Source organism: Bacillus mojavensis (genome assembly GCF_012648005.1).
Lineage (GTDB): Bacteria > Bacillota > Bacilli > Bacillales > Bacillaceae > Bacillus > Bacillus mojavensis.
In genome coordinates this window covers 3,644,795-3,663,859 of record NZ_CP051464.1, presented here as the reverse complement: position 1 = coordinate 3,663,859, position 19,065 = coordinate 3,644,795, and the positions used below count along the sequence as shown (strand labels likewise).

At 44.3% G+C, this 19,065-nt stretch carries 20 protein-coding genes and 1 pseudogene; 9 read left to right on the top strand and 12 right to left on the bottom strand.

Translation table 11 applies throughout. From position 1 onward, the window contains the following. Positions 1-70: 70 nt before the first annotated feature. The gene (gene speE / locus HC660_RS19035; protein ID WP_168749008.1) at positions 71-901 is read left to right on the top strand and encodes a spermidine synthase; all 831 of its coding nucleotides are present in this window, start codon (positions 71-73) and stop codon (positions 899-901) included. Positions 902-962: 61 nt separating this feature from the next. Continuing rightward, entirely contained in the window at positions 963-1,835 is an 873-nt protein-coding gene (gene speB / locus HC660_RS19030) for an agmatinase (protein WP_010332291.1), read from the top strand. 130 nt (positions 1,836-1,965) lie between these two features. Here the strand turns inward: speB and HC660_RS19025 are convergent, their stop codons facing one another. Both HC660_RS19025 and HC660_RS19020 read right to left on the bottom strand, forming a co-directional pair. After that, complete coding sequence (locus HC660_RS19025; protein ID WP_024123223.1) at positions 1,966-2,085, bottom strand: PhrC/PhrF family phosphatase-inhibitory pheromone; 120 nt, start codon at positions 2,083-2,085, stop codon at positions 1,966-1,968. After that, complete coding sequence (locus HC660_RS19020; RefSeq protein ID WP_168749007.1) at positions 2,069-3,214, bottom strand: response regulator aspartate phosphatase; 1,146 nt, start codon at positions 3,212-3,214, stop codon at positions 2,069-2,071. The genes HC660_RS19025 and HC660_RS19020 overlap by 17 nt, the downstream gene beginning before the upstream one ends. Before the next feature lie 226 nt (positions 3,215-3,440). Here HC660_RS19020 and HC660_RS19015 point away from each other — a divergent pair, with 226 nt between their 5' ends. Together HC660_RS19015 and HC660_RS19010 are read left to right on the top strand one after the other, a co-directional pair. Then, on the top strand, positions 3,441-4,793 hold the full coding sequence (locus HC660_RS19015) for a YncE family protein (RefSeq protein WP_168749006.1): 1,353 nt from the start codon (positions 3,441-3,443) through the stop codon (positions 4,791-4,793). A gap of 40 nt (positions 4,794-4,833) precedes the next feature. Continuing rightward, positions 4,834-6,189 carry a YncE family protein gene (locus HC660_RS19010; RefSeq protein ID WP_168749005.1) on the top strand — a complete coding sequence of 452 codons (1,356 nt, stop codon included), beginning with the start codon at positions 4,834-4,836 and terminating at the stop codon, positions 6,187-6,189. A gap of 6 nt (positions 6,190-6,195) precedes the next feature. On the opposite strand, the gene HC660_RS19005 is transcribed toward HC660_RS19010, so the two are convergent. From HC660_RS19005 to sboA, 9 genes and pseudogenes are all read right to left on the bottom strand, one after another. Further along, positions 6,196-6,897: a bacteriocin biosynthesis protein AlbG gene (locus HC660_RS19005; RefSeq protein ID WP_168749004.1), complete on the bottom strand. Its 702-nt coding sequence runs from the start codon at positions 6,895-6,897 to the stop codon at positions 6,196-6,198. Further along, on the bottom strand, positions 6,894-8,171 hold the full coding sequence (locus HC660_RS19000) for a M16 family metallopeptidase (RefSeq protein WP_168749003.1): 1,278 nt from the start codon (positions 8,169-8,171) through the stop codon (positions 6,894-6,896). The genes HC660_RS19005 and HC660_RS19000 overlap by 4 nt, the downstream gene beginning before the upstream one ends. A gap of 5 nt (positions 8,172-8,176) precedes the next feature. Continuing rightward, complete coding sequence (locus HC660_RS18995) at positions 8,177-9,340, bottom strand: insulinase family protein (RefSeq protein WP_168749521.1); 1,164 nt, start codon at positions 9,338-9,340, stop codon at positions 8,177-8,179. Continuing rightward, positions 9,330-10,643, bottom strand: coding sequence for a bacteriocin biosynthesis protein AlbD (locus HC660_RS18990; RefSeq protein WP_168749002.1), 1,314 nt, complete (start codon positions 10,641-10,643; stop codon positions 9,330-9,332). Before HC660_RS18990 ends, HC660_RS18995 begins: the two co-directional genes overlap by 11 nt. Next, positions 10,636-11,355: an ATP-binding cassette domain-containing protein gene (locus HC660_RS18985; protein WP_168749001.1), complete on the bottom strand. Its 720-nt coding sequence runs from the start codon at positions 11,353-11,355 to the stop codon at positions 10,636-10,638. The genes HC660_RS18990 and HC660_RS18985 overlap by 8 nt, the downstream gene beginning before the upstream one ends. Further along, complete coding sequence (gene albB, locus HC660_RS18980) at positions 11,352-11,513, bottom strand: antilisterial bacteriocin subtilosin biosynthesis protein AlbB (RefSeq protein WP_010332279.1); 162 nt, start codon at positions 11,511-11,513, stop codon at positions 11,352-11,354. The genes HC660_RS18985 and albB overlap by 4 nt, the downstream gene beginning before the upstream one ends. Before the next feature lie 12 nt (positions 11,514-11,525). Continuing rightward, positions 11,526-12,872 carry a subtilosin maturase AlbA gene (gene albA, locus HC660_RS18975; RefSeq protein WP_168749000.1) on the bottom strand — a complete coding sequence of 449 codons (1,347 nt, stop codon included), beginning with the start codon at positions 12,870-12,872 and terminating at the stop codon, positions 11,526-11,528. A gap of 37 nt (positions 12,873-12,909) precedes the next feature. Beyond that, a pseudogene (locus HC660_RS21400) lies at positions 12,910-13,050 on the bottom strand (bacteriocin-like protein SboX). Beyond that, entirely contained in the window at positions 13,007-13,138 is a 132-nt protein-coding gene (gene sboA, locus HC660_RS18970; RefSeq protein ID WP_003222002.1) for a subtilosin A, read from the bottom strand. Before sboA ends, HC660_RS21400 begins: the two are co-directional and overlap by 44 nt. Before the next feature lie 311 nt (positions 13,139-13,449). Between sboA and HC660_RS18965 the strand changes: the two genes are divergently transcribed. From HC660_RS18965 to HC660_RS18950, 4 genes are all read left to right on the top strand, one after another. Beyond that, the gene (locus tag HC660_RS18965; protein ID WP_010332277.1) at positions 13,450-13,878 is read left to right on the top strand and encodes a YwiB family protein; all 429 of its coding nucleotides are present in this window, start codon (positions 13,450-13,452) and stop codon (positions 13,876-13,878) included. Then, positions 13,875-15,545: an arginine--tRNA ligase gene (gene argS, locus HC660_RS18960; RefSeq protein ID WP_168748999.1), complete on the top strand. Its 1,671-nt coding sequence runs from the start codon at positions 13,875-13,877 to the stop codon at positions 15,543-15,545. The genes HC660_RS18965 and argS overlap by 4 nt, the downstream gene beginning before the upstream one ends. Positions 15,546-15,679: 134 nt before the next feature. Continuing rightward, a complete protein-coding gene (locus HC660_RS18955) occupies positions 15,680-16,867 on the top strand; it encodes a nitrate/nitrite transporter (RefSeq protein ID WP_010332275.1) in 1,188 nt (395 codons plus the stop codon). A 109-nt stretch (positions 16,868-16,976) separates the two neighbouring features. Then, positions 16,977-17,693, top strand: a complete 717-nt coding sequence (locus tag HC660_RS18950; protein WP_010332274.1) for a fumarate/nitrate reduction transcriptional regulator Fnr — start codon at positions 16,977-16,979, stop codon at positions 17,691-17,693. Between the two features lie 32 nt (positions 17,694-17,725). Here HC660_RS18950 and HC660_RS18945 read toward each other — a convergent pair whose 3' ends face one another. Then, on the bottom strand, positions 17,726-18,445 hold the full coding sequence (locus HC660_RS18945) for a YwiC-like family protein (protein ID WP_168748998.1): 720 nt from the start codon (positions 18,443-18,445) through the stop codon (positions 17,726-17,728). Between the two features lie 143 nt (positions 18,446-18,588). Here HC660_RS18945 and HC660_RS18940 point away from each other — a divergent pair, with 143 nt between their 5' ends. Further along, positions 18,589-19,065 carry a cyclic nucleotide-binding domain-containing protein gene (locus HC660_RS18940; RefSeq protein WP_168748997.1) on the top strand — a complete coding sequence of 159 codons (477 nt, stop codon included), beginning with the start codon at positions 18,589-18,591 and terminating at the stop codon, positions 19,063-19,065.

Below are 19,065 nucleotides of genomic sequence, written 5' to 3'. Positions count from 1 at the left end.
TTCAACCGGGAATAAAAGCTGAAAAGACGCTTACAATAAATGAAATACAGCCTTGAAAGGGAGATGACAATTGAGCGAACTTTGGTACACAGAGAAGCAGACGAAAAACTTTGGCATTACATTGAAGGTTAATCAAACATTACATACAGAACAAACTGAGTTTCAGCATTTAGAAATGGTGGAAACAGAAGAGTTCGGCAACATGCTGTTTTTGGACGGTATGGTCATGACGTCAGAAAAAGACGAATTCGTTTATCACGAAATGGTGGCGCATGTGCCATTGTTTACGCACCCGAATCCTGAGCATGTGCTGGTTGTCGGCGGCGGTGACGGCGGCGTCATCAGAGAGATTCTGAAGCATCCGAGCGTGAAAAAAGCGACACTTGTTGATATTGACGGCAAGGTCATCGAATACTCTAAAAAGTTTCTTCCTTCTATTGCAGGAAAACTTGACGATCCGCGTGTTGACGTGCAAGTGGATGACGGATTTATGCACATTGCGAAATCTGAAAATCAATATGACGTCATTATGGTAGATTCAACTGAACCAGTCGGACCTGCTGTTAACCTGTTTACAAAAGGGTTCTATGCCGGAATCGCGAAGGCGCTGAAAGAAGACGGCATTTTCGTCGCTCAGACGGACAACCCATGGTTCACACCGGAATTAATCACAAATGTACAGCGTGACGTGAAGGAAATCTTCCCGATTACGAAGCTGTATACGGCGAACATTCCGACATACCCAAGCGGTTTGTGGACATTTACAATCGGTTCGAAAAAATATGATCCGCTTGCAGTGGAAGACAGCCGTTTCTTTGACATTGACACGAAATATTACACAAAAGATCTTCATAAAGCGGCGTTTGTTCTGCCAAAATTTGTGAGTGACCTGATTAAATAATGAATGTATGGCGCAGGAGCGAATCTTGCGCTTTTTTACAGGAAAGCGAGGGTTTTTATAGATGAGATTTGATGAAGCTTATTCAGGAAAAGTATTTATCGCGAGCCGTCCAGAGTGGGAAGAGGCGGACGCCATCCTTTATGGCATGCCGATGGATTGGACAGTGAGCTATCGTCCGGGATCACGCTTCGGCCCGGGAAGAATCCGCGAAGTGTCAATCGGCCTTGAAGAATACAGCCCGTATCTGGACCGTGATCTGGCGGACCTGAACTTCTTTGACGCCGGCGACATTCCGCTGCCATTCGGCAACCCGCAAAAAAGTCTTGATATGATTGAAGAATATGTGGACAGCATTTTAGAAAAAGGGAAATTCCCAATGGGCATGGGCGGGGAGCACCTCGTGTCATGGCCTGTCATTAAAGCGATGTACAAGAAATACCCAGACCTGGCGATTATCCATTTTGACGCACATACAGATCTTCGCGTTGATTATGAGGGAGAACCGCTTTCTCACTCCACGCCGATCCGCAAAGCGGCAGAATTGATCGGACCGCAAAATGTGTATTCATTCGGAATTCGTTCCGGCATGAAAGAAGAGTTCGAATGGGCAAAGGAAAACGGCATGCACATCTCTAAGTTTGAAGTGCTTGAACCGCTGAAAGAGGTACTTCCGAAGCTGGCAGGCCGTCCGGTATATGTCACAATCGACATTGATGTATTAGACCCTGCGCACGCACCGGGAACAGGAACTGTTGACGCCGGCGGCATCACGTCTAAAGAACTGCTTGCATCCGTGCATGAAATCGCGCGCTCAGAGGTACATGTGAAGGGCGCTGACTTAGTGGAAGTCGCACCGGTGTACGACCACTCAGAACAAACGGCAAACACAGCCAGCAAAATCATCCGTGAAATGCTGCTTGGGTTTGTGAAATAAGAGAAACATCCAGACTCTTGTCTGGATGTTTTTTGTTCCCGTGCTTTGCAAACATCTTATTCAAGGGTCAAGACAGCATGCATGGGGAGACTGGAAAGAGGGGACAAAAAAACCGCCGATAAAGGCGGTCTTAGATCATAGCACGTTGTGCAACATCAAAATGTTCTGTAGATGAATTTGATACTTCTACTGTGACAAATACAGCACTCACAGCTAAACAAGCGAGTAATAATTTATACTTCCATTTCATATAAATTCACCCCCCCTTGAATGTGCTGTCTTGCTTCTTCAACCTTTAAAAAATAAGTAGATGCTTTTTTGTAATTTTCCTTCTGATGATAATACTTAGCAACATCGAGTGCAAAGTCTTCAATATCAGCATACATCATTTTACTTTCAAGGAAAACAAAACATTTTTCTATTGCTTCTTCATCAGGTCCAGACAAGTATAAAGATTCCAAAAATTCAAACTCCATTAAGTACACAGTGTCTTCTGCAGCTATTGAATATTCTCTTCCTTTTTTATGATATTCACAAGCGTTATCAATCTTACCTAATTTAAAATAAATTTGTGTAATTAGGAAAAAGGCTTGTGGCAGTGAAGGTAGCATTTTCGATTCTTCAAAAACATGAATAGATTTTTTTACATACTCTATCGCTGATTCAAGGCTGTGTTGGTTTTGCTTGCAAAGTGCAATATTATAAAGCGTTCTTCCCATTAGCTGCGGCTGCTGTTCTGCTTCAGCAAGTGTATAAGCTTTTTGGAAATGAGCAATTGCTTTATCATACTGTTTCAGGTCCAAAAAGTTAGCTCCAAACAGGGACTGGCATTGAATCATTCTGATATCATATGTAGTTTGTTCATTGTATATTTCAAAGGCTTGACGTGCATAGTCCATGGACACATAAGTTTGCTTCATATAGTAATACACTTCTGACATTTTGAAAAAGAATTCAGCTTTATCAATTTTATCTTTAACAAAATTCAGTTTGCTCTCTGCTTTTTTAAAAAATTGAATGGCTAATATATATTCCCGTCGGTCCAGTTCGTACATACCTCTGAAGAAATTAAAGTAGTATTCAAGCAGTCCGGTTAAACGAGCCTGTTTTTTATCAATTTCAAGCAGCAAATCGGACAGTCGCGGCTGTTCCTCTATCCGCATTTTTTCTAACGGTTCAAGATACTCAAGCATCAGATTGTGCCGGAATTCCATCAGTGAATAATACAAATGAAGATCCTGGTCTTCTTCTATTTGAGCCAGCTCTTGTTTGATTTCTCTTCGTAAGTATTCCGCATCCGGTATGCTGAATCGGCGTATGTACATGTACCATTCATTAATCTTTTCTCCCACGGAAGAAGAAGATATGACACTTGTCACCTTTGAAAATCCCTCCCTTCACCATTCTATATATGTCATATTTTATCATTTTCATTCAGATCAAAAGCGCAAAAAAACCGCAATTTTTTTTTCGTTACACCGCATGGTGGCCGGAATTTCTTCAAAAACAGCTTTTACCCTCGGCTGTTTGTACAAGCAAACACATTCACTTTCCATATTCTGTTGTATCTGCGTGAGCAGTGTATGCTGAAAAGGAAGTGATGAAATGAGGAAGAACCAGCTTTCCTTTAAAGAAAAAGCAGAAGCTACACAAGATTGTTTGTGTTTTTGTGAGGAAGAAGTCAGCCGTGAAGCCATGTTTCAAGCGCCGATAGAAGTGCCCGAGGGGTTTGTTGTTGATCCGGCTGAAGCGGTAGCGAATGTCACGTGGAATGCAGACAGCCTTTCTTGTGTCAGTGAACGCTGTTTAATTCAAACGGGGCCTGAGCCTGATGAGGTCGGTGTTCAATTTGCAGTCCGCCTGCAGGGAACCGTCACGCTTCTTGTCAGTGTCTCACCTGTGCGAAATCAATATGGACAAGGGGAGGGGGCTATTTCTGTCATTCACAATGTAGAGATCGATCAAGTTGTCTATTATTCTGATGAACCGGATGATTGTCCGGATGTCAGTGACATTACGATCGAGAACCTTGTTGTCGTCCCGCCATTTTACGGCAGTCCTTTATCGGTGACAGGAACGATTGTGCTTGTACCGGGACCGGAGCCTGTTTATGCGTTCACAGCGAACCCAGATGATCAGTCGGTTTCTGTGATTGATACCAATACTCATACCGTGGTGACAACGATTGCTCTTCCGTACGAGCCGACAGGTATTGAGATGACCCCGGATAAAAGCTCTGTGTTTGTCTTGCATTTTAACAATAATATGATTTCTGTCATCGATTATGACACATTGACTGTTACTGCATCCATACTGCTAAATCAGCCGCCTGAAACAATTAAATTTGGGCCTGAGCACGATTTCGCTTATGTTCTCGCCGGTAATGCCATTTATGTGATCAGAATAGAAACTTCAACTGTAGAAAGGTCTATTCCTGTTGAAGGGTATGATATTGCAATTGATCCTAATGGGTTGTTCGCCTATGTTCTTGATTTTGGTTTAGTGCAAAAAGTGGATTTATCTACCGGTGACGTTACAGGAACGATTGAACGAGAGCTTATTGTCAATTCTATAGAAACAAAGCCGCCGGAGCGGTATGCCTATGTATTAGAACAAGATCACTTCTTAAATTATTTGACGATTATTGATTTAGATACGTTTACGATCAGTAGCACCCAAGAGCTGGAGTATGAGGGTGAGTATCAAATGTTTAAGAGCGGTTCAGGATTGTATTTGTTTGATGGTTTCACTCACAATCTATATTCCGTCAGTCCAAGTGGTGCAGGCGTAATAGGAAATCTTCCGCAATCGGCAAGAGATTTTGCGTTTACCCCGAATGGCGAATTTCTGTATGCAACTCGTTTTATAGAGCAAAGCATCATTGTTTACAACACGGATGACTATTCTGTGGAAACTGTCATATCGCTTGGCGTTTCACCGAGTGACATTGCGATTTAACCAATTGTATATTGTGCCTTTCTAAAAGGGATGTGAAATCATGAAAAAGAATGACCTTTCTGCTTTACAGGAAAATTGTTTCTGTTTTTGTGATGAAGAAGATAGCCGTGAAGCACCATTTCAAGTTCCTATTGAAGTGCCGCTAGGTTTTACTGTTGATCCGGCTGAGGCAGTTGGGAACGTGACGTGGAATACTGATAATCTTGCATGTATCAGTGAACCTTGTATAACCGAGGCAGGGGTTGTTTATGGCATTCGCCTTCAAGGTACGATTGAATTATTGGTTAGTGTTGAACCCGTACGAAATGAATATGGACAGGGAGAGGCAGCAATCTCAGAGGTTCATACAGCGGAAATTGATCAAATTGTTTATTATTCCGGACAGGCAGAGGACTGTCCGGATCTGAGCCAAGTCACAGTAGAAAATATAGTGATTGTTCCACCTTTTTACGGAAATCCACTGACCGTAACGGGAACAATCATTCTAGTGCCGGAGCAGGAGAAACGTTCTTACGTGTTTACTGCCAATACTGGAGACAGCACGGTTTCAGTTATTGATGCAGAATTAAACACTGTTGTAAAAACGATTCCATTTTCTGCTGTCCCGACTAATTTAGGCGTTACTTTTGATAAAGCATACACGTACGTCCTTCATGGAAATACCAACCTTGTCTCAGTAATTGATAACAACACACTAACGATTATAAATACCATTACTGTTGGAGGAGGGCCTAGAAAGATAGAATTTGATCCAACAGACGAGTTCGCGTATGTGATGGCCGCTGGCTCTATTTATATAATTAACATGGCTTTCCAAACGGTGATTAATGTCTTCCCAGTACCTGGTGCCTCAGATTTTGCCCTAGATCCAAATGGACAGTTTGTCTATATCGCCAATACGAGTGGATGGTCGGTTGATCAATATGATGTGAATACAGGCCAGTTGGTAGCAAGTATCATTAATACATTTGAATATCCAAGCTTAATTCAAACCCCTTACGCTGGTAATTTTGCTTACGTGATGAATAATGAACTGTGGCCGAAAAATGTAACAGAAATCAGTTTGTCACCATTAAGCAGGGGAGGCGACTTTGACCGCCTATTTGACACCCTGAGGACGATTGTATTTTCTGCGGATAGCACTAGAGCTTACTTTTTAGAGACTTATAGTGAACCGTTTCTCATTGACAATTTACATGTCGTTGATACCGCTACACAAAGTATCATTGCAAACGTATCATTTCCTAATGCCTTTGATTTAACAGTCACACCCCACAATCAATACATTTACGCGGCACAGCCCGGCGACAACACAGTGACCGTGTATCGCACAAGTGATTATACAGCCGTAACGGTCATTCCGGTTGGCGCCGGTCCGTCTGCGATTGCGATGTAGCTTACTTCACAGGTCGAGAGAAGCGAAACTGCGATAAGAGAATCGTTTATAAATAAAAGACCCGATCTGCTGGATGGCAGCTAAGATGATCAGAAACAGCAGTTCACTTATAGTAAAACTGAACATCCACCATATCCCGGCTCCTGTCAGCACACCCACAAGCACTTTTCTGAACAGGCTGCCATGCTGAAAAAGCTGCAGCAAGTACGTTCGCATATAAAACAATAAGTACAAAATTAGTAACACCGCTAGCCCCATTGTAACGGCAGCGGGCGTGTGAAAGCTGAAGGGAACGACTTTAACGATTTCGAACATGCAGCCGAAAACGATGACCTGATATAATACAGCAGCCATCACATATGATTGTCGGATGCCCCTATAGCTGTCGCGCAGCAATTTTACATCGCCGGCATAACGGCTGCACAGCTTGCGATGCTGAAAGTCACAGCAGCTTTGATGAGACTGTGTGAGTTTCTGAAAAGCTGCTGTCATGTTTTTGACAGATTGCGTCACGTAGTGAAGATAGAGAAAGGCGGGCAGCATTAGTACGGAAGCGGCACAAGCCAACAGTCCAAGGCGGGCAGCGTCATTTTTAATCAGCTGTACATATCGGCCTGCGGCTTCGGCGCCTGAGTGAAACCAGCCGAAGGAATAAGCCGCCATGGCCGCAAGCAGCAATAATAAAGTAAAGACAGTGCTTTTTTTCATTGTGTCATCACTTCTTTCTGAGGCACATGAATGACTGCTTTGTTAGAAGAAACCATTGCTTCAATGAGAGCCAAGAAATCATGAGAATTCATCTGCTGAATGGTGCGGTAAAGGCCGAGAAACGAGCAATCATACTGTTCACACTCTGCCGCCCATTCAAAGCATTTACGCACGTAATCACTGTCATAGATGATCGCGTTGACTAAAGAATCCTTGCCGTATTCAAGCCAGGCTTCGGTACGGTTTTTCTGCTGCGTGATATAGTAAGATGCTACATCAATGTATGCGGAAGAATGTGCCCCTTTACTGTGAAGGATCAAAAAGCCGCCATCCTCTGATAAGTGAACATCCGCTGATAGGCTTTGGATATTCAAGCGGTACGATTGCCGGATCTCTTGAAAAAACGGCGAATCCATGTGGAACAGGATGCGAGAGGCAATGTCCCAGTACAGCTTCAATGTTAAAAGTCCGTTTTCCCCTGGGAGCGCCCCGATTTGTATTCCGGTCCAAGTGTCTTCCGGCTGCTCCTCATCACCCTTTACGACTTTTTGTGAGAGGGGAGGGCATGCAGGAATGATTTTTCTGTCAGAGCGGCTGCCAGAGCGATTTTCCAGCCTGAGCTGAGAAGGCAAAAGAGTTTCCGCATCTTCTGTGCCGCCGATCAGAAATAGCGTCATCTGATGGGGCTGGTAGGCGGCCGCATAGGCTTCCTGCAGATCACAGACCGTTAGAGCCTCAATGTCTTTTTTTCTGCCCGCGGGGAAGACTGCGGCTGGTGAGGCAGGAGACAGCATCTGGATTAGCTGATAATGGTAATGAAGCTGGTGGTTAAGAAGCGCCGTTTCTATTTCACTTGTAATCACGGCTTTTTCCTGAGCAATGATCTGCTCATCAAACGAGTGGTTCCATAAAGCGTCAAGCAGGATTGGAATGGTTTGTCTAAGCCGATCCGGCAATGAGGTAAACATGAAATTTGTATCAGTGTAAGTAGTGAATGCATTCAACAGTGCTCCGTGTTCAAAAAAATCACTATACAGATTCCGGCCGTTATGCCAAAAGAGGAGGTGTTCTAAAAAGTGCGCTGTGCCATATGGCAGCAGCCTGTCGCCGGTTTCTGATTGTAAGCGGACATCCCGGCTTCCAAAGCCAGTTTTGACATTGCACAGTCTTAAATGAGCGCGGGGAAATTGTAACCTAAATATTTTCATTCCGTTTTCTGCGTATCTGATATCGGTTCGTTCATCCAGCTGTTGAAAAAAGGCTTCCTTTTCCATATCTCTCATCCCCTTACTACATGAGCTCCGATATATGTAAGTTTCTTAATGAATTGCAGCAAATCAAGGCAAGTGACCGCTGAGATGCTGTCCAGCAAGTCTTCTTTTTTGCAAGAGAAACGGCGCAGGATTCCCATATAGGCTAAGAGCCCTTCAGGAGAATCAAATTGCAGCAGGATTTCATTGATTAAAAATTGTTTTGCCTTGTTTAATTCAGGTCCATCCGCGTGAAAACCTGATACAGCTTCCAATATTCTTGGAGGAATCTCGTTTTCATAAATCTGGTCGGTGCATACGGAAACAAGCAGCATATTGCTCATGATGTCATAGCGGGTGATTACATGGTAAACAGCCAAATCTTTTTCGCGAAAATGCCGAAATAAAGCGGAATGGCCGTACTTGCCGAGCAATCCGTCTATCAGCTGGATGGCTAAATAATCGCGGACATCTTTCATGTCTCCGCAGTCAAAGCCAAGTGTCATAACGGACGGTCCCGCTGTACTGCGTGTCTCTGTTTCAAAAATATGCTGATTCACAGGTTTTCTTACAGCAGACACGGCGGACGCCTTTGAGGCATGTCCCTGAACATCACATGACTGTATATTTCCTAATATGTTCAGCTGTTTCTGCTGAGAAAATAAATCAGCGATAAATTCCGACGCATCCAGAAAACGTTTAGGATGCACAGCTATTAGCTTTTCTTTTCGGCCAAACATAGCAGTGCCATACATCGGGTTTCCAAAGGCTTCTTCCGCCAGACGGGCTGCTGAATAGGAGAACGGGTCAGCGAATTTCTTTTCCATTTTCAGCAGCAGTTCGGCTTTTGCCTTTTCCGCTGCGCTGGCAGAAAGAGAAACCGGAAAAGAGGACATGTCAACAAAAGTGTTCAGAACGGTATCTGTTTGAAACCCCTCACCATATAACGGGTGAATCATGCGTGTCCCGTACGTTTTCAGCTGCTGGTCAAAAAAGAGATTTGCTGAATACATGAAGCGGCGGCCGGCGGCATAGCCGAAGGTGTCGATGATATTTTGCTTCTGGTGTGCAGCCGCGCCGTAAAAATAGATTGCTTCCTCCTCAGGTTCCGCCGCGCTTTCGATCGGCTTCAGAAAGCTCGCGGCGATCGAGATGGTTGAAAATTGATCAGTCGTCAGCAGGTTAACTTCCAAGCCGTTCTCTTTTTCCGCTTGTATCAAAGAAACCACCATCCTGTTTTTGCAGTAAATAGACAATGATCAGCCCGGCAATCGGAATGACTGCCAAGGAAATAACAGTGCCTGTTAAAGTTGCTAAAAAAAGAGGAATACAAAATACATAGGAACGGTATTTAGAGAAACCGCTCCAGAGCTGCTGCTCCGTTTGCCAGCTGAAGGACGGCTTTTTTTCATCTGAAATTAACCGAATATAAGCCCCCGCCAGCAGCAATTCCATACACTGCAAAAAAGTCAAAAGTGAAATCGGCCGGCCGCTGATCAAGCCCATTATCATGGCAATCAAAATAAACCCGCCGGCCAATAAACCGGAATAAAAGCGATATTTCGCCCAAAGCATCGTTCTGCGTTTAATCGGAAGCGTGATCAGCAGCATCCGGTCATTTTTTTCAAGAGAATACAATAAAGCAATCGGTGAGCAGATCAGCAGGAGAGCGCTAATCACGATATAGACGACATGCTGATCGGCAATGCCGGTGTTCATCATCTGAAACGAAAAGAAGCCGCTGAATGCCCCCATCACAATATAATTTAACAGCATCGCTTTAGAGGAAATAAACCGGTTCCATTCTCTTTTATAAAACGAAAATTCTGATGTCCGCATAAAAGAATGCATCTTGCTCTGCTGCTGAGGCGCCTGCAAAAATGAAGGGAAGTCAATCGCAATAGCCCAGAGCATGTGAATCGTACATAGCGGGATCGTCACGGCAGGCATCAAAGCCGCACTGAAGCACACGCAGGTGAATACCGCCGCATGCAGCAGGAGTGTCGTTCTCCTTTTTTTCACAAAAAGATTGCTTAACAGAACGCCGAAAATAATTGAATAGACAGTAAAAAACGAAAATCTGCCGAGCCAATACAGGGTTTGTGCTCTTGACAGCGTTCCGTTTCCGAATAAGAACAGCGGTAAGATGAAAAAGAAGAGCGTCCTTCTCAAGCAAGTATCAACAAACAAAACCACACTCTGAGCGAGCCAGAAGCTCCGGGAAGAGATCGGCAACAGACAGCTCAGCTTCATGTAGGATTCCTTCCATTGGGATGTAACAGAGAGAAATACCATGTACGCATTCATAAACAGAAGCGCGAGTGTGATGTATGTTTTTCCTAAAGTTGATTCATCAATGCCTGCCTGGCGAATCAGCCCGATTTCAAACAAGGCCAGAACGGCAAGCCCTGCGGTGATACGAATGGCGTCTTTTTTTCCTTGGCGGCCGTAAAGCTGCTTGAACAGCAATGACAGAATTGAAAACAGGTTATTCATGGCCGATCACCCCAAAAAATTCACGCCGAAGATCAGTCTCCTCTCCAATCGGAATGACCTTCCGGATCTGTTTGTGATGAAGGATGGCCGCATAATCACAAAATCTCTGCACCACATCGAGCAGATGGGAAGAAAACAAAATCGTTCCGCCTGCCTTGCAATACTCTTTCATTTTCTGATAGAAGACCTCTATTGACTCCACATCCAAGCCGACAAGCGGCTCATCCAAAATAAACAGGGGAGCCCCGAGCAATAGCCCAGTCATCAACACAACCTTTTGCCTGTTGCCGAGGGACAGCTCGGAAATTCTCCGGTTTGTGTATTGGGAAAAGTGAAATTCCTCTGCCAAACTGTTAAACTGCTGCTCTGAGAAATCTTTCTGATACAGGGAATGAACGAAAGAAACATAGTCCTTCGCCGTAATTTCTGTAAAAAGAAGTGGATAATCTGCAGCGAAGTAGCGGCGGATCTTCAGCTCATCTGATGTTTTCTGCGGCATGCCGGCATTCGCTTCAATGCCGCACAGCGTAAAGTGTCCGCTGAAATTGCGGTTAACCCCAGTCAGCGTATTGATCAGCGTTGTTTTTCCGGCGCCGTTTACCCCGAGCAGTCCGTAAACGGCGCCTTTTTCTAAATGTAAATCTACGTTTTCTAAGATAACGTTGTCTTGCTCGTACCATACGGATACATCGTGTATATCCAAAATGCTCATCGCGAGTCAGCCTTCCGCGCGCGCATACCGAAAATAATGGCGATGGCGATAGAAATCAGCGTAAACACATAATCGCTTTTTACGAAGTAGACGACCGCGCCGATGACAAAAATAATTGAAAGGATATACAGTAGAATTTTTCTTTGTGCTGGTGACAAATTGTTTCCCTCCTAAATAAGCTGGACCACATCTTCTAATTGTTCATTTTTGGCCCAGGAGCAGATGTTTTTTCTGTGGTATTTGTTGGAGTTCAGCCCTTTTAAGTAACAGCCTCCGCAATAGCCGCTGAACGGGCATTTGTCTTTCATGCAATGCTCGCTGAACCGCGGCGCCTGCGCTTTCCACAGTTTATGGACAAGAGGGGAGTCAAAGATGCTTTCATATGAATCATGAAATATATTTCCCAATGAAAATTCCTTCGGGAAGAGCGCGCACGGGCGTACTTCTCCGAACGGGCTGATCACAATCGATTTCCAGCCGGCGCCGCAGTTCGCCGCGCGTTTTCTTTCATACGGAATGATCGGGATCAAATCTTTAAATTCATCAATGACATTTTGCTCATACTCCATAAATTTGCGGTGCTGTTCGGCATCTTTCGTCGGATGGACAATATCTCTGCCTCTTCCGAAATCATCAACCCAATTGTAAGAGAACGCTTTCGCACCGAGATCGCGCACCTTTTGGGCCATGTCGTGGATTTCCCACATGTTTTTTTCGAAAACCGACATGGCGACTCTGACAAAAATACCATGATCACTCAACAATTTTATCGTTTTACAGGTTTGGGCAAAAGAGCCTTTTCTCCCTCTAAATGAATCATGCACGTCGGACTGTACGCTATCCAGTGATATGCCGACGATGATTTTTTGCTTATAGGCTTTTAACATCTCCAGGCTTTCTTTTCGCATCAGCGTTCCGTTGGTTAAGACGGCGACCTTTTTGAATTTCTTTAACACATATTCAAGAATCTCATTGGCGTTCGGATGAACGAAAATTTCGCCGCCTGTGATTTCACACGTTAAAACGCCGTTGTCATACAGCATATCAGCTGTTTTCTTAAATTGATCAATGGATACGGTGCCGAGCGCTTCCGGCGAGCTTTCTAAATAGCAGTGAGCGCACTTTAAATTGCAGCGGTGTGTCAGCTCAAAGGTGGCATGCAGCGGCATTGGAAATTCATTGCTTCCGCTGGTGGCGATTTTGTGAAAGCGTGCCCGGTTTTCAAGCTGAATGACCTGCTTGTTCAAAAGCATGCTGAGCATGTCATAGTACCAGTCCTTATGGTCTTCCGGCGACTCATCATACTTTGCGCATTGCTCTTCTAAAATCTGTTCAGCCGTTTTTTTACCGTCCATCAGCATACAAAGCTCGTAAGCCGTTTTGTTGAGATCTAAGTATTCAAAATCAGAGATCGAGACGTTATCACGCAAGTAGTCAATTTCCAGCACACCGCCCTCAGGCAACTGGTGGACTCTTACACTTTCATTAATAAATGGAAACATCTGCTCTATAAACAAAATACCATCCCCTATACATATGATTCAAATGTAAAAATCATTGTGTATGTATAACCAAGATGTAGATTTTAGTTAAATTTTGTATTTTAGTTAAAAAGGGCATAGTAAATTACTATGCCCTTTTCCGGAGAACCTTATCCCCAGAGACCGAATAGACCTGTTGCACCGGCAATTTCAAAATCAGGGATAGGGCCGTCCACTAAACAAGCGGCTCCGATTGAGCATGTTGCACAACCTTTGTTTTCTACAATGACAGCTTTTTTCATAATTGAATCCTCCCTTTTTTTGTTTTTCTAGCAGATCTTTGATGTACTTTTATATTAAAACTATCAAATTACCAATTCAATACATATATTTTGAAGAAAATGTGAATTGTAAACGGTAGAATTCGGAAAAATGTAATATTTCCTCAAGGTAATTAGTGGTATGATTTTCTCTTCTATAAAGGAATTGCTTTTTCTGAGGTTTATCTTCAAATCTGATGAGCAATGATGGTAAGATAGAAGCAGTTGAAGTTTACAAACCGAATGATTATACTATTCAAGTCAAAGTGGAAAGATGAAAAGGACGTGTCAGAATGAAGCAAGAGACACCGATAACAATCCATGTGAAATCTGTAGTCGAGGATGACGGAAACGAAGAAGTGATCGAATTCCGCACCACCGGATTTTACTATGTGAAACAGAATAAAGTGTATCTATCTTATTATGAAGAACACGACTTAGGCAAAGTGAAAACGATTGTGAAAGTAAGCGAAGGCGAAGTGCTTGTCATGAGATCAGGCGCTGTCAAAATGAACCAGCGTTTTGTAACTGGAGCTTCCACAATCGCCAAATATAAAATGTCATTTGGTGAGCTTGAGCTGAAAACGAGCACAAAATCAATTCAATCTGATCTCGGCGAAGAAAAAGGCCGTATCAGTATCGCATATGATATGCATGTCGGAGACGAGCAGCAGCATTTACATAATATGACGATTACGTATGAGGGAGGAACTCACGCATGAACATTGCGGAACAAATGAAGGACGTGCTGAAAGAGGAAATTAAAGCAGCCGTTCTGAAAGCGGGACTGGCTGAAGAAAGCCAGATTCCTAACGTCGTTTTAGAAACACCGAAGGATAAAACACACGGCGATTATTCAACAAATATGGCGATGCAGCTGGCGAGAATCGCAAAAAAAGCGCCGCGCCAAATCGCTGAGGAGATTGTCACTTCTTTTGATAAAGGAAAGGCTTCTATTGAAAAGCTTGATATCGCTGGTCCTGGTTTTATCAATTTCTATATGGACAATCAATATTTAACGAAGCTGATCCCATCTGTACTGGAAGCGGGAGACGCGTATGGAGAAACAAACATCGGAAACGGTGAACGCGTTCAAGTGGAATTCGTATCTGCAAATCCGACGGGCGACCTTCACTTAGGCCACGCGCGCGGTGCGGCTGTCGGCGATTCCTTGTGCAATGTGCTTGCAAAAGCGGGTTATGATGTGAGCCGCGAATATTACATTAACGATGCCGGAAACCAGATTAACAACCTGGCGCTTTCTGTGGAAGTCCGTTACTTTGAAGCGCTCGGATTGGAAAAACCGATGCCGGAGGACGGCTATCGCGGCGAGGATATCATTTCAATCGGAAAGCGTCTCGCTGAGGAATACGGCGACCGTTTCGTCAACGAAGAAGAAAGCGAACGCCTCGCATTTTTCCGAGAATATGGTTTGAAATACGAGCTGGAAAAGCTTCGCGTAGACTTGGAAAACTTCCGCGTGCCGTTTGACGTGTGGTATTCTGAAACATCACTGTACCAAAACGGAAAAATCGATAAAGCGCTGGACGCGCTGCGTGAGAAAGGCCATGTCTATGAGGAAGACGGTGCGACTTGGTTCCGTTCCACAACCTTCGGTGATGACAAAGACCGCGTACTGATCAAAAAGGACGGCACATACACATACCTGCTTCCTGATATCGCGTACCATAAGGACAAGCTTGACCGCGGCTTTGATAAGCTGGTCAACGTATGGGGCGCCGATCACCACGGCTACATCCCGCGTATGAAAGCGGCAATCGAAGCGCTTGGCTATGAAAAAGGAACGTTGGAAGTAGAAATCATTCAGCTCGTGCACCTTTACAAAAACGGCGAGAAAATGAAAATGAGCAAACGGACGGGGAAAGCGGTAACGATGCGCGACCTGATTGACGAAGTCGGCTTGGATGCCGTGCGTTATTTCTTCGCGATGCGCAGCGCTGACACGCATATGGATTTTGACTTGGATCTTGCTGTATCAACATCTAACGAAAACCCTGTGTATTATGCGCAATACGCACATGCCCGCATTTGCAGCATGCTTCGCCAAGGGGAAGAACAAGGACTCACACCGGCGGCTGATCTAGATTTCAGCCCTATTCAATCAGAAAAAGAATATGATCTGCTGAAAACAATCGGCGGCTTCCCAGAGGCAGTGGCGGAAGCGGCGGAAAAACGAATTCCGCACCGTGTGACGAATTATATTTATGACTTGGCTTCAGCTCTGCACAGCTTCTATAATGCGGAGAAAGTCATCGACCCTGAAAACGAAGAGAAAAGCCGTGCGCGCTTAGCTTTAATGAAAGCAACGCAAATCACGCTGAACAACGCGCTTCAATTAATCGGCGTATCGGCTCCTGAAAAAATGTAATCATGCTGAAAGGACAAAGCCAGAGGGCTTTGTCCTTTTTTTGTTACAGAATCGTGTGATATAGTTCACAAACTTATTCGCCGAGTTTTTGTATAATAAGGCTGATTATTGAATCAGTGAAAGGGGCAAGCCGAATGATTAACCGTCAACACTTTCAATTATCGCTGCAGTCATTGAGCTTGGTGGCAGGGTTTATGGTTTGGGTGCTGATTTCGTCACTTATCTCCCAGATCACATTAGATATTCATTTGAGCAAAGGCGAAATTTCCTTGGTAACGGCCATACCCGTTATATTAGGATCGCTTCTCCGCATTCCGTTGGGATATTTGACCAACAGGTTTGGCGCGCGGATCATTTTTATGATCAGCTTTATATTGCTTTTATTCCCTGTATTTTGGATCAGTATTGCAGATTCTCTGTTTGATTTAATCGCGGGCGGTTTTTTCTTAGGGATTGGGGGAGCCGTTTTTTCCATTGGGGTTACATCTCTTCCGAAGTACTATCCTAAAGAAAAACATGGCGTTGTAAACGGTATATACGGCGCCGGGAATATCGGAACCGCGATCACTACATTTGCAGCTCCCGTGATTGCACAAGCGGCGGGGTGGAAAAGTACGGTGCAAATGTATATGGTCCTGTTGGCTTTATTTGCTTTGCTGCACTTTTTCTTCGGTGACCGGCATGAGAAGAAAGTGAAGGTGTCCGTAAAGACTCAAATCAAAGCTGTTTACCGAAATCATGTGCTGTGGTTTCTGAGTCTCTTTTATTTTATTACGTTTGGCGCTTTTGTTGCGTTTACAATCTATCTGCCAAACTTTCTTGTTGAACAGTTTGATCTGAGTCCTGCGGATGCCGGGCTGCGGACGGCAGGTTTTATTGCTGTATCTACGCTGCTCAGGCCGGCGGGCGGGTGGCTGGCTGATAAAGTGAGTCCGCTCCGCATCCTGATGTTTGTCTTTGCCGGCCTGACATTATCAGGCGTGATCCTGTCGTTTTCGCCGACGATCGGCATTTATGCCTTTGGGGCGTTAACGGTTGCGGTGTGCTCAGGGATTGGAAACGGGACGGTTTTTAAACTGGTTCCTTTCTATTTTTCTAAACAGGCGGGAATTGCCAACGGAGTTGTGTCTGCCATGGGCGGATTAGGCGGTTTTTTCCCTCCGCTGATCCTAGCGAGTGTATTTCAGGCGACGGGACAATACGCCATCGGATTTATGGCGCTTTCGGAAGTCGCGTTAGCAAGCTTTGTCATTGTCATATGGATGTATTGGCAGGAAAGAATGAAAACACATACAGAGAGAAGCGGGCACAGCGTAAACTGAAGGGCCGCCAGCGACTGGGAATTCACGAGATTGTAAGTTTTTTCTGAAAAGCACAAATGATTTCACGTTACAATAAATACACAACGTGACTTTTCTTCGAGGTGAGCTCATGAACTTTCTCTCTGTTCGAACATCTGATAAGGATCTTATTTCCAGTGATCTTCATCAATTGCTGGAATCCATCAGCACAAAAAGAAAAATCGAAAAACACACATACCTGTTTCGAGAAGGAATGGATGCAGAAGAGCTTTATCTGATTCAATCAGGACTCATTGAAATCGGGAAGCTAACGTCTGACGGCAAAGACCTGACACTTAGAATCTGCCAAAAAAATGATATTGTCGGTGAATTAACACTTTTCACAGAAGAACCGAGATATATGCTCAGTGCAAAAGTGCTGGAGGATGGCGAAGTGCTTGTCATCAATAAAGGCAGACTTGAAAAGGAACTAATCCACAATGGTGCTTTGACATTTGAATTTATGAAATGGATGAGCACCCATTTGCGCAAAATTCAATCCAAAATCAGAGACCTTCTTCTTCATGGCAAAAAAGGGGCACTCTATTCTACCCTTATCCGCTTGTCAAACAGCTATGGAGTGAACCGGAGTGACGGCATTCTCATTAACATTGCCCTGACAAACCAGGATTTGGCGAAATTTTGCGCGGCGGCAAGAGAGAGCGTCAACCGCATGCTGGGTGATCTCCGCAAACAAGGGGTTATTTCAATAGAGGAATCCGGAAAGATTGTACTGCATCAGCGGGACTATTTACGGTGTGAGATTGAATGCGAACATTGCCCGTTAGAGATTTGCAATATTGATTAAGTGGAAACAAGGACAGCAATATGTCCTTGTTTTTATCTTGTTAGCCAAATGCACATGATGGCGAAAAAGACGCACGCATTGACGATTTCAAGAATGCCGATCGTTTGAACTGGCCACTTCTTTCCGTGAAAAAACCAAGCACGCAAACTGCTGGGGATAAAGGCGAGAACGGCCCAGCCCGCGCCGAAAGCTGCGGAGAGCAAGGGGAGGAGCAGGTGATAGCCCCACGACCAGTAGGCAAATCCTCGATTATTCTTCTCCCGGATCACCGACTTTACATAAAATGAACTTCCGATAAAAAACAAAGAAGATTGTGCGAAAATAAACCATGCCCAGCCGTCAAGAGTTTCCGTCCCCAGCCAGCAGCTGGCGAATCCTCCTGCACAAAAGAAAAAGACGCCCGCAAAATCATTCAGCAGCGCTCGTTCATTTTTTCGCCGGGCATAATACACATGAATGAGAAACAGCGGCAGCAAAGAAAAGGCAAGCCAGATAAAAGACGGCTTATGGATGACAGCGGCAAGCAAAAAGCTGCAGGCTGGAACACTGTAATAAAATATCCACTTTTGATAGGCGTTGATTTGTTTCTTTTTTAATGCCAGCGTAACAGGATAAACAGCCAAATAAAGAAACAGCCAGCCTAAAAATAGGGGAATATGCCAAAGAACCGCTCCTCCCTTCACTATACCGAGGCAAAATGGAATGAGCAGCATGGCCCAAGCGCCGTGCTGCTTCGGAATAAGCGCCTTCATCGAAACACTCCTTTCTTGCTTCATTATAAAAGCGACAATACCGACAATAAGTGACATTCATCATATCATCTGTGAAATACATCACTGCTGTTATGGATCGGCCGGGCTACACTAAAGCTATCCTTAGCACAGGAGGCTTCCCTATGAATCAGTGTGACTATTTATTTTTTTTGAGACAACTTCCTATGTTTAATGAAGTGCCCCTATCCATCGTTGAAACATTGCTGAATAACGGGACGTTTATCCGCGGGTCATGTGATCAGGATCCATCTTTTCTCCATTCTCAATCCATTTATATTGTATTAAAAGGCAGTATTCGTTTTATTGACAGCAGGCTGCCTGAAGGGTCGCAAACCGTTGCGCTGTGGGAAAAAGGCGATGTGTTTCCCGTCGATCAAAAAGGCGGGCTGTTCTTATCTCCATTCATTTCAGTCCGCACATCCGAAGACATTCTTATGCTCAATATCCCTTTTTACATATTAAAAAAAATCATGTCCTATTACCCGAAGCTGCAGATGAATTTTCTGGTGATGCTCCAGCAAAATGTCTTTTTCTCTTATGAGCTGTTTTTGCGTTATCTGCATAGATCTCAGGATGAAAATGCTGAACCCGATTCCTAA

Coding starts and splice junctions, on each gene's coding strand:
- HC660_RS18965 (WP_010332277.1), top strand. CDS start 13,450: ATGAAGCAAGAGACACCGATAACAATCCATGTGAAATCTGTAGTCGAG.
- HC660_RS18990 (WP_168749002.1), bottom strand. CDS start 10,643: ATGAATAACCTGTTTTCAATTCTGTCATTGCTGTTCAAGCAGCTTTAC.
- HC660_RS18940 (WP_168748997.1), top strand. CDS start 18,589: ATGAATCAGTGTGACTATTTATTTTTTTTGAGACAACTTCCTATGTTT.
- HC660_RS18950 (WP_010332274.1), top strand. CDS start 16,977: ATGAACTTTCTCTCTGTTCGAACATCTGATAAGGATCTTATTTCCAGT.
- HC660_RS19005 (WP_168749004.1), bottom strand. CDS start 6,897: ATGAAAAAAAGCACTGTCTTTACTTTATTATTGCTGCTTGCGGCCATG.
- HC660_RS19000 (WP_168749003.1), bottom strand. CDS start 8,171: ATGGAAAAGGAAGCCTTTTTTCAACAGCTGGATGAACGAACCGATATC.
- HC660_RS18955 (WP_010332275.1), top strand. CDS start 15,680: ATGATTAACCGTCAACACTTTCAATTATCGCTGCAGTCATTGAGCTTG.
- HC660_RS18945 (WP_168748998.1), bottom strand. CDS start 18,445: ATGAAGGCGCTTATTCCGAAGCAGCACGGCGCTTGGGCCATGCTGCTC.
- sboA (WP_003222002.1), bottom strand. CDS start 13,138: ATGAAAAAAGCTGTCATTGTAGAAAACAAAGGTTGTGCAACATGCTCA.
- argS (WP_168748999.1), top strand. CDS start 13,875: ATGAACATTGCGGAACAAATGAAGGACGTGCTGAAAGAGGAAATTAAA.
- HC660_RS18985 (WP_168749001.1), bottom strand. CDS start 11,355: ATGAGCATTTTGGATATACACGATGTATCCGTATGGTACGAGCAAGAC.
- speB (WP_010332291.1), top strand. CDS start 963: ATGAGATTTGATGAAGCTTATTCAGGAAAAGTATTTATCGCGAGCCGT.
- HC660_RS19015 (WP_168749006.1), top strand. CDS start 3,441: ATGAGGAAGAACCAGCTTTCCTTTAAAGAAAAAGCAGAAGCTACACAA.
- HC660_RS19025 (WP_024123223.1), bottom strand. CDS start 2,085: ATGAAATGGAAGTATAAATTATTACTCGCTTGTTTAGCTGTGAGTGCT.
- HC660_RS19010 (WP_168749005.1), top strand. CDS start 4,834: ATGAAAAAGAATGACCTTTCTGCTTTACAGGAAAATTGTTTCTGTTTT.